This window comes from Moraxella equi (assembly GCF_002027555.1).
GTDB lineage: Bacteria > Pseudomonadota > Gammaproteobacteria > Pseudomonadales > Moraxellaceae > Moraxella > Moraxella equi.
The window spans coordinates 1-1,690 of the sequence record NZ_MXAP01000191.1; the positions used below are offsets into that span (position 1 = coordinate 1).

The 1,690-nt window shown below is 44.9% G+C and carries 3 protein-coding genes; all 3 read left to right on the forward strand.

Annotation, left to right across the window (positions count from 1 at the left end; all coding sequences use genetic code 11):
- Positions 1 to 68 precede the first annotated feature (68 nt).
- The 3 genes from B5J93_RS14280 to B5J93_RS13150 all read left to right on the forward strand — a co-directional run bounded on the left by B5J93_RS14280 (position 69) and on the right by B5J93_RS13150 (position 1,605).
- Positions 69 to 956, forward strand: a complete 888-nt coding sequence (locus tag B5J93_RS14280) for a hypothetical protein (protein ID WP_158080758.1) — start codon at positions 69 to 71, stop codon at positions 954 to 956.
- Positions 957 to 1,135: 179 nt separating this feature from the next.
- Positions 1,136 to 1,321, forward strand: coding sequence for a virulence factor TspB C-terminal domain-related protein (locus tag B5J93_RS14450; RefSeq protein WP_115236945.1), 186 nt, complete (start codon positions 1,136 to 1,138; stop codon positions 1,319 to 1,321).
- A gap of 2 nt (positions 1,322 to 1,323) precedes the next feature.
- The gene (locus tag B5J93_RS13150) at positions 1,324 to 1,605 is read left to right on the forward strand and encodes a DUF2523 family protein (protein ID WP_079326771.1); all 282 of its coding nucleotides are present in this window, start codon (positions 1,324 to 1,326) and stop codon (positions 1,603 to 1,605) included.
- Positions 1,606 to 1,690 lie beyond the last annotated feature (85 nt).

Sequence of the window (1,690 nt, forward strand, 5' to 3'; positions counted from 1 at the left end):
ACGCATTATCATCATCTATATCCCCGCATTACTCATGTGGATTGCTGTCATAGCAGGATTGTTTGGCTATGAACTATAATCGCCCCATTATCATCACACTGCTTGCCCTGCTGTCACTATGTGCCAGTACGCTTGCTTATGGATGCCAGGAAAGTCCATATCCTGGGGATGGTACTTCCACTCCACCAAAAAAACCCAACCCAATGATTGATCCACCCGCACCCCCGGGCGAACGTCTGCCCCCCATTGATATACCTCCCACAAAACCCCCATCAAAATGGGACACCGTCAAAAAAAATATCGGTAAGCTAAAGCCAACCCCCTCGGATATCGCAATCGGTATCGGGATATATGGCATTGGTGAGCTTGTTGATTTTGTCATGGACCCCGATAACAATCGACCCAAGCGCAAACAATCCTGCGAAGTCGGTTTTGGTGATGATAAGCTATCATTAACTCAATATGCTGGATTGTCTCGTCAGCGTAAAGACGCTTACGGTGATTATACCATTACAGCTAACTCTGACACTTATCAGACATTATCTAAGATTGAGCAAAACATGCTAAAGCTTTATGAGAGTGGCAGTTATGGCACCCGTAAAGATTGGTCAAATGTCGAGAATACTACTGCTCCTTGGGATGTAACAAGGGTAATTAATGGCGAGAAAAGGGTACAAAAAGTGGATTATCATGTAGGTGTCCATGTGCGTTGTCTTGTGCCTGACCTTGATACTAAGCCAAGCCCGACGCCAAACCCCGAACCACAACCTAAGCCCAAGCCAAACCCACAGGATGAGCCCGACACCAAGCCCGAACCACAACCGAAGCCGACGCCAAGCCCGAGTCCGTCGCCTAGCCCTAGTCCTGCACCAAGTGACAACCCTAACAATGCTCCTAGCGATAATCCTGCTAACAAGGATAATCCTAGCCCTAGCCCAACAATGCCCCCGATGTAGCCCCTAATGATGTAGATGGTGGCGGTAATGCATCTAACTTTGAGTTACCTGCTTTTTGTAGTTGGGCGAGTAAAGTTTGTAATTGGATAGATTGGACGCAAGATGATGATTTCGGTGGTGATCATGACTTAGATATTGAAGATAAACCACTTACAAAGTCACCAAATGACTTTGATGTCATGTATTTGCGTTTTGGGGGTCAATGCCCCGCTCCAGTTACTCACAATCTTGGTCTAAATAACGCTACGTTCACGATTGATTTAACTCCGCTTTGTCAGTTCGCCATACTTGTGCGTCCTGCAATATTAGCAATGGCTTACTTTCTTGCAATTGGTATTATCGCCAATGCTATTAGAGATACTTAATTATGTTTACTCGTCTTTTATCGTTATTAACCGCAAATAATAAGGCGTGGTTGTATCAAGTTCTAGCAGGTGCAGGGCTTGGACTTGCTACAACCACGGCATTTAATGCTTTCCTAACCTATTACAAAAATAAAGCTATTTATGAGCTTGGACAACTTGGCGAAGTTGCGGGGCTTTTGGGTCTTGCGGGGCTTGATAAAGCTATCAGTATTATCATTGGTGCTTACCTTGCGAGTGTCTACATTAAAACCTTTGCAACAGGATTAAAGGTGATTAAAAAATGATACGGCTCATCACGTCTACACCAGGAAGCGGAAAAACTTGCCTTGTCATGGAATGGCTACTCCGTGAGATTGAAAAAGGCTTCTA

Coding starts and splice junctions, on each gene's coding strand:
- B5J93_RS14280 (WP_158080758.1), top strand. CDS start 69: ATGAACTATAATCGCCCCATTATCATCACACTGCTTGCCCTGCTGTCA.
- B5J93_RS14450 (WP_115236945.1), top strand. CDS start 1,136: ATGTATTTGCGTTTTGGGGGTCAATGCCCCGCTCCAGTTACTCACAAT.
- B5J93_RS13150 (WP_079326771.1), top strand. CDS start 1,324: ATGTTTACTCGTCTTTTATCGTTATTAACCGCAAATAATAAGGCGTGG.